The organism is Mesorhizobium sp. M7A.F.Ca.CA.004.12.1.1, from assembly GCF_003997835.1.
Classification (GTDB): Bacteria; Pseudomonadota; Alphaproteobacteria; order Rhizobiales; family Rhizobiaceae; genus Mesorhizobium.
Genome location: NZ_RZRK01001222.1, coordinates 1 through 1,203, shown reverse-complemented (window position 1 = coordinate 1,203; position 1,203 = coordinate 1). Strand labels below are relative to the sequence as shown.

Sequence of the window (1,203 nt, the reverse complement as noted above, 5' to 3'; positions counted from 1 at the left end):
CACAAGATAAAGAGCTTTCGCGTGAGAGAGACGAATAGGATTCGCTCTTGAGGTGTCGGAATCTCACGGGATGGAACGTCCTAGGTTAGACGTCGCCTGGCGGCGGCAACCAGATTTGAAAGAAGCCTTTATCATGAGTCCCAAATTCCTCCGCATCGCGGTCGTGCTCGGCTTGTTGTCCGCCATCGGCCCGTTCGCCATCGACATGTATCTGCCCGCGTTGCCGTCGATCGGCGCGGATCTGCATGCCAGCACCGCTGCCGTGCAGATGAGCCTGTTGATCTTCTTCCTGTCGATGGGTTTTGGCCAGATCGTCGTCGGGCCGATCTCCGACATGGTCGGCCGCAAGCTGCCGCTTTATGGCGGCCTTGCGCTGTTCATGGTTGGCGGCATCGGTTCGGCAATGGCGCCGACCATCGAATGGCTGATCGCTTTCCGTTTCCTGCAAGGGCTTGGCGCCAGCGCCGGCATGGCCGTTCCGCGCGCCATTGTGCGCGACCTGCACACCGGCAATGAGGCCGCCAAGCTGATGTCCTTGCTGATGCTGGTGTTCTCGGTGTCGCCGATCCTGGCGCCGCTGACCGGCAGCGTGATCATCGAGAGTTTCGGCTGGCGCGCCGTGTTCTGGACGGTGACGGGCGCGGCCGCCCTTGCCACGGTGCTGCTCGCAACCTCGCTCAAGGAGACGCGGCCGGCTGAAGAACGCGTCGGTTCCTCCTTCGGAACCGCGCTTGCCGGCTATCGCTTCCTGATGGGCGACCGCAATTTCCTTGGCCTGGTGGCGATCGCCGGCTTCGGCATTGCGAGCTTCTTCGTCTATCTGTCGAGCTCGTCCTTCATTCTGATCGACCATTACGGGCTGTCGCCTTCGGTCTACAGCGTGTTCTTCTCGATCAACGCGGTCGCCTTCATCGGCATGTCGCAGATGACGGGGCTGCTGGCCGAGCGCTTCGGCCTGAGGCGCGTGGTGCGCGTCGCGGTGACCGGCTATGCCTCGACGATGGTGGTGCTGTTGGCGATCATGGCGACGGGCGTCGACCGGCTCGACGTGATGGCGGCCCTGCTGTTCGTCGGCTACGGCTTTCTCGGCCTGGTCATCCCGACCACCTCGGTGCTGGCCATGGAAGAGCATGGCGAGATCGCCGGCACGGCGTCGGCGCTGATGGGCACGCTGCATTTCGCCATCGGCGCACTCGCCATGGG

1 protein-coding gene is annotated in these 1,203 nt (G+C 63.3%); it reads left to right on the top strand.

The genetic code is table 11. The annotated features are described in order from the left end of the window. Positions 1-133: 133 nt before the first annotated feature. Positions 134-1,203: multidrug effflux MFS transporter (locus EN984_RS35290; RefSeq protein WP_127384388.1), on the top strand; the 1,070-nt coding region annotated here is incomplete at its 3' end.